The sequence below is a fragment of the Conyzicola sp. genome, from assembly GCF_046714715.1.
Taxonomy (GTDB): Bacteria; Actinomycetota; Actinomycetes; order Actinomycetales; family Microbacteriaceae; genus Conyzicola.
In genome coordinates this window covers 1-5953 of sequence record NZ_JBKKAD010000109.1, presented here as the reverse complement: position 1 = coordinate 5953, position 5953 = coordinate 1, and the positions used below count along the sequence as shown (strand labels likewise).

Annotated in this window: 5 protein-coding genes and 1 pseudogene; 2 read left to right on the top strand and 4 right to left on the bottom strand. The window is 69.8% G+C overall.

Going from position 1 to position 5953, the window contains the following annotated elements; all coding sequences use genetic code 11:
* Positions 1 to 319, bottom strand: a 319-nt coding sequence (gene rpsB / locus ACLQ6X_RS08635; RefSeq protein WP_411699765.1) for a 30S ribosomal protein S2, incomplete at its 3' end; no start/stop codon positions are given.
* A gap of 341 nt (positions 320 to 660) precedes the next feature.
* Here rpsB and ACLQ6X_RS08630 point away from each other — a divergent pair.
* Positions 661 to 1071: pseudogene (locus ACLQ6X_RS08630) on the top strand (murein hydrolase activator EnvC family protein); the annotation flags it as partial.
* Positions 1072 to 1224: 153 nt separating this feature from the next.
* Here the strand turns inward: ACLQ6X_RS08630 and ACLQ6X_RS08625 are convergent.
* Complete coding sequence (locus ACLQ6X_RS08625) at positions 1225 to 2247, bottom strand: tyrosine recombinase XerC (protein ID WP_411699764.1); 1023 nt, start codon at positions 2245 to 2247, stop codon at positions 1225 to 1227.
* Positions 2248 to 2356: 109 nt separating this feature from the next.
* Complete coding sequence (locus tag ACLQ6X_RS08620; RefSeq protein ID WP_411699763.1) at positions 2357 to 4462, bottom strand: MMPL family transporter; 2106 nt, start codon at positions 4460 to 4462, stop codon at positions 2357 to 2359.
* Between the two features lie 96 nt (positions 4463 to 4558).
* Here ACLQ6X_RS08620 and ACLQ6X_RS08615 point away from each other — a divergent pair, with 96 nt between their 5' ends.
* A complete protein-coding gene (locus ACLQ6X_RS08615; RefSeq protein WP_411699762.1) occupies positions 4559 to 5062 on the top strand; it encodes a MarR family winged helix-turn-helix transcriptional regulator in 504 nt (167 codons plus the stop codon).
* An 18-nt stretch (positions 5063 to 5080) separates the two neighbouring features.
* Here ACLQ6X_RS08615 and ACLQ6X_RS08610 read toward each other — a convergent pair.
* Positions 5081 to 5953, bottom strand: an 873-nt coding sequence (locus ACLQ6X_RS08610; RefSeq protein WP_411699761.1) for a phosphodiesterase, incomplete at its 5' end; no start/stop codon positions are given.

Here is a 5953-nt window from a genome sequence, read left to right as displayed (position 1 = left end):
CCGTCTGGAAGTTCGTGAGGAGTCCACCGAGCCAGCGCTGGTTGACGTAGGGCTGGCCGACGCGAAGAGCCTGCTCGGCGAAGGAGCCCTGAGCCTGCTTCTTGGTTCCGACGAAGAGGATCGTTCCGCCGTGCGCGACGGTGTCCTTGACGTAGTCGTAGGTCTTGTCGATGAAGGCGAGCGACTGCTGCAGGTCGATGATGTGGCTGCCCGAACGCTCGGTCAGGATGAATCGCTTCATCTTCGGGTTCCAGCGACGCGTCTGGTGTCCGAAGTGGACGCCGCTGTCGAGCAGCTGGCGGATTGTTACAACGGCCATGGCCGTGCTCCTTTTCTGGCGCGCGCCTACAACGGCTCTTCGCGCCAACTCAGTTGTTATCGCGGCCGGTCGGCCGCGAACCTGGTGCCCGGCACGCATCCGGCACTGTGTCGTCCAGCGGTGACTGCCTTTCGGCGGCAACTGGATTTCGGCGGTGACTGAGTGGATGGCGTTGCGCGACTGTACAGTCGCAACGGACACGCGTAGTCGCCGTGCTTACGCACAGCGCTCCGAGAACTATATCACCGCTCTGCTCCCCCACAGGTCGTGGGGCCGGCACCGATTTCGACAGATCGGTCGGCTGGGCTTCGCGGCATCGCGCCGAGGACGATTCTGATCGGATGCGACGTGTCTGTGGCCTGATTGTGCTCGCCCTGGTGGCGGGGTCGGTTCCCGCTGCCGCCGCCGGCCCTCCCCCGTGGCGGTGGCCCGTGCCGGCCCCACACCCGATCGTGCGGCCCTTCCTCGCCCCGCTCGACCGGTACTCGGCCGGGCACCGCGGCATCGACATCGGCGCCGCGGACACGCAGGTGACCGCGCCTGCCGACGGCACCGTGCACTTCGCCGGAACTGTCGTCGACCGCGGCGTGCTGTCGATCGCGCACGGCGGCGGCCTGCTGTCGAGCTACGAACCGGTCGTGACCACGCTGAAGGCGGGCGACGCCGTTCGCCGGGGAGACCCGGTCGGCACGCTTCAGCCCGGGCACTGCTCGGCGCCGTGCCTGCACTTCGGTGTCCGGCTCGACGGTGAGTACGTGTCGCCCATGCTCTACCTCGGCGAGGTGCCGCGTTCGGTGCTGCTGCCGACCCGGCGGATCGCGTCGGGTGAGGGCGCGATTGGCGGGGCCGAGGCGGGCGCGGCTGTGATGTCGGGTGCGGCCGCGGTGTCGGAGACGCTAGTCGCGTCAGGCCCGGGGGTGCGCCATGGCGTAGCTCTCCTTGAGCCGCTCGGTGGAGACGTGCGTGTAGATCTGGGTGGTACCGAGGCTGGCGTGACCCAGCAGCTCCTGAACGGCCCGAAGATCCGCTCCCCCGTCGAGCAGGTGGGTCGCCGCCGTGTGGCGCAGCGCGTGCGGACCGGCCGGGCCACCGCCCGGCACACTCTCGAGCAGCCCGGCGACCAGGGTGTAGACGGCGCGAGTCCCGATGCGGGCGCCGCGCGCTCCGAGGAACAACGCCGTGCTCGGCCCGGTTGTGCGCGCGGAAACGGGAGCACCCGCGGGCGTGGCGTCGCTCGTGGCGCCGTGGGTGCCGGTCGTGGCGTGGCGGATGCCTCCCGCCGGCCCGTCGTGGATGCCGCCCGCCGTGGCGAGCGCCTTGCCCGGCTCGCGCACCTCCAACCAGGCTGCGATGGCGTTCTTCGCCGGCACGCCGAATGGCACCACGCGCTCCTTCGAGCCTTTACCGAGCACGCGGGCCGTGAGCCGCCCGAGGTCGACATCGCGCAGATCGAGGCCCGCGAGCTCGCTCACCCGCAACGCGGAGGCGTACAGCAGCTCGACGATCGCGAGGTCGCGGATCGCGAGAGGGTCGCCCGTGGAGGCGCGGGCGTCGAGCCCTTCAAGCAGGGTGTCCATCTGCGCGCGGGTGAGAACGCGCGGCAGATGACGGTCGGACTTCGGTGCGCGCAGGCGCGCGGCGGCGTCGGTCGGTGTGTGCCCCGAGCGGGCGAGCCACGACGTGAGGGAACGAGCGGTCGCCGACCGGCGCGCGAGCGTCGACTTGGCGAGCCCGGCGGTCGAGCCCCTCCAGAGCCAGCCGCGAAGCAGTTCGAGGTCGATCTCGGCGGAGTCGGTCGCACCCGCCTCGTCGGCGAACCGCAACAGGTCGGCGAGGTCGGACCGGTACGAGCGCACGGTGTGCTCGCTGAAGCCCCGCTCCGCGCTCAGGTAGAGCGAGAAGTCGGCGAGCACCCGGTCGAGTTGCATGGTCTCATCGTGCCTTCCGTCCGGACCGTCGGGACACCGGCTCGCCGTGGTCACCGCACGGCGGCCGGCCGAGGCATCTTCGCTCCCGCTATTCGACGACGGCTCCGGGCTACTTCGCGGGGCGGGCGGACGCTGCTGACTCTGGCGCAGCGGACTCCGGCGCGAGGTGCGCCGGCGCGTGCAGCTTCGACGGCCACCAGAATCTCTCACCCGCGATGAAGGCGAGGGCGGGCACGAGCACGGTGCGCACCAGCAGGGTGTCGAGCAGCACGCCTATGCAGACGATGATGCCGATCTGGGTCAGCGTGATGAGCGGCAGCACGCCGAGCACGGCGAAGACCGCCGCGAGCAGAATGCCGGCGCTCGTGATCACCCCGCCGGTCGACGACAGCGCGCGGATCATGCCCGTCTTGGTGCCGTGCTGCACCGCCTCCTCTCTCGCCCGGGTGACGAGGAAGATGTTGTAGTCCACCCCGAGGGCCACCAGGAACAGGAAGCTGAACAGGATCACGTTCGTGTCGATGGCGGGGAACCCGAAGACCGATTCGAACAGCAGCCAGCTCGCGCCGAGACTTCCGAAGAACGACGCGACCACGGTGAGCAGCAGCAGCACCGGCGCGACGATCGAGCGCAGAAGCAACACGAGCACGAGGAAGACCAGCGCCAGAATGAGCGGGATCAGCAGGTTCTGGTCGGCCTGTTGGGCCGCGTTCACGTCGAGCGTCTGCGCGTCGAGCCCGCCGACGAGAGCGTCCGCCCCGTCCACGTCGTGCAGGGCGGCACGCAGGTCCGTGACCGCCGCGAACGATTCCTCGGTCTCCGCGGCGGCGTCGAGCACCACGTCGACCTGGGTGATCTCGCCCGTCGACTCGCCGACGGTCGCCGAGACGACACCGTCGACGTTCTCCGCCTCCGCGGCAACCCGGTCGGCCGACGAGGCGTTCGCAATGACCACGACGGGCGATCCGCTGCCCGCGCTGAAGGCACCCGCAACCAGCTCCTGTCCCACGACGGCCTCGGGAACCGAGGTGAATCTCTCGGTCTGGGCGAGGCCGACCTTGATCTGCGGCACACCGGCGACGGCGAGCCCGCCGAGCAGCAGGACACCGACGATGGCGACAGCGACCGGCCTGCGCGACACGGCCGTACCGAGACGGAACCAGACGCCGCGGTGCGCCGTGTTCTCCGATCCGAAGCGCGGCACGTAGGGCCAGAACAGTCCGCGGCCGAACAGCACGAGAGCGGCCGGCAGCACGAACAGGGCGAAGAGCATAGCGACCACGACGCCCGCGGCGCAGGCGAGCCCGAGTGCGCGGTTGCCGGTGAGCTGCGCGAACAGCAGGGTGAGCAGGCTCAGCACGACGGTGCTTCCGCTCGCGATGATCGCCGGGCCGGCCCCACGCAGCGCCTGCGCCATGGCGACGCGCCGATCGGCGACGAGGCGCAACTCGTCGCGGTAGCGGGCGATGAGCAGCAGGGCGTAGTTGGTGCCCGCGCCGAACACGAGCACCGAGAGGATGCCGGTGACCGAGGCGTCGAGCGTGATGCCGGCGGCCGCGGCGATTCGGGTGGCCACGATGCCCGCGAGCCCGTCGGCGAGTCCGACGACGGCGAGTGGGACGAGCCAGAGCCACGGGCTGCGGTAGGTGATGAGCAACAGCACCGCCACCACGATCACAGTGGTGAGCAGCAGGGTGAAGTCGGCGCCCTTGAAGACCGCGGCGACATCGACGGCGAAACCTTCGGGGCCGGTGAGCAGGGCCTCGAGGCCGTCGGGCAGGTCGGCGTTCGCGATTTCGCGCAGCTGGGCGGCGCGGTCGGCCTGCTCGGTGACGTCGTCGATGATGTCGAGGGGCACGACGACGACGGCGGTCGTGCCGTCCTCCGACACGGTGGGCGGCGGCACGAAGCCGTCGGCCGACTCGTCGGCGAGGCTCTGCGCGTTGGCCGTGATGGCCGCGATGTCGGCTTCGGTGAGCTCGTCGCCGTCGCGGGCGAACACGAGCAGGGCGGATGTCGCGTCGGCGGCGGGCAGGTCGGCCTGTAGCGCGGCGACCTGTGCCGACTCCGCGGAATCGGGCAGACCGACGCCGGGCGACGACTCCCCCGTCGACCCCGACCCGAGCGCGAAGATCGCGGCGGAGACGGCGACCGCGATCACCAGGACGATCCACGAGGTCTTCTTCGCGGTGATGAAATCGGTGAGCCGGTGCATGCTGTGCGCCCCTTAGTGACGGTCGGAACAATGTCGCGGTAATTAGATCATCTAATTACCTGAAGTTTTAGCTACCGTACCGATAAACTCCCCCTTATGCAACGAGACCCCGACTCCGCCGCCCCGGGCCGCGGATCGTTCGACGTGCACCCGGCGACGACGCTGCTCCGCGACATCCTGAACCTCACCGGCGATTTCGAGCGGCATCTCGGACGCGAACTGACCGTGAACCCGACCGACCTCGAGGCCATGGAGGAGCTCATCCGCGATGGTGCGCTCAGCCCCACGGAACTCGCGCGCCGGCTGCACATGTCCACGGCCGCGGTGACGACCGTCGTCGACCGCCTCACCGCCGTCGGGCACGTCTCGCGCGAGCGCAACCCCGACGATCGCCGCGGAATCCTCGTCGTTCCGCACCCCGACTCGGTGCGCAAGGCGATGGGCACGCTGATGCCGATGATCCTCGGCATGGATGCGGTGATCGGCGGATTCGACGACGCCGAGCAGGACACCATCACGGCCTACCTCGAGCGCGTCGCCGACGTCTACCGGGCCCAGCTGCCCGGCACGGAAGGCGCCGGGCAGCCCGCAGGGGTCTAGCCCGCAGGCCGTCGCGGTCTAGGCCGGTGGTTCCTCGCCCAGGTTGAACGACGAGGTCTTCTTCGAGAAGGTCTCGGTGCGCTGCTCGGGCGTCATCGCCTCGATGCGCCCGATGACGTCGTCCGCGAATCCGGTGATCTCGGCGCGGTCGCCGATCGGCACCACCGAGTGCACGAGCCGGTCGTCGTAGACGTGCACCACATTCATCGCCTGATCGGCGTTGACCCCGGAGAGCAGGCGGTCTTTCGCGGTGAGCGCGAGGGTGTAGCAGGTGGCGGCGGCGACAGACACGGGGACGCCCGCGAACGTGCTGTGGCCGGAGTAGTGCAGATGCCCCGCGAGGATGCCGCGTACGTCGGTGCCCCGGACGACACGTTCCAGCCGGTCTTGACCGCGCAGTTCGAGCATCTCCATGGCCCAGAGCAGGGGGGTGGGCATCGGCGGGTGATGGAGCGCGAGCAGGGTTCCGTGCTCGGCCGGGGTCGCGAGTACGTCGGTGAGCCAGTCGAGCTGGCCGTCGGTCATCTCGCCGTGGTGGTAGCCGGGAACCGACGTGTCGAACGAAATGATGCGCAGGCCGTCGATGTCGTAGACCCGGTCTTGCGGCTCCGTGCTCGGCTCCACGTCGAAGAGGCCGCGCGAGTATTCGGGGCGTTCGTCGTGATTGCCCATCACCCAGATGACCTGGGCACCCAGCCGCGCCGCGGCCGGCTCGACGATCCTGCGGAGGCGCGCGTAGGCATCCGGTTCTCCCAGATCGGCGAGGTCTCCCGTGAAGACGATGGCCTCGGGCCGGATGCCGCTCTGCTCGAGCTGCGTCATCGCGCGCGTCAGGTTCGAGTCGGTGTCGATCTGGCCGTACAGCGGCCTGCTCGCTCCCAGGAAATGCGT

Coding starts and splice junctions, on each gene's coding strand:
- ACLQ6X_RS08615 (WP_411699762.1), top strand. CDS start 4,559: ATGCAACGAGACCCCGACTCCGCCGCCCCGGGCCGCGGATCGTTCGAC.
- ACLQ6X_RS08625 (WP_411699764.1), bottom strand. CDS start 2,247: ATGCAACTCGACCGGGTGCTCGCCGACTTCTCGCTCTACCTGAGCGCG.
- ACLQ6X_RS08620 (WP_411699763.1), bottom strand. CDS start 4,462: ATGCACCGGCTCACCGATTTCATCACCGCGAAGAAGACCTCGTGGATC.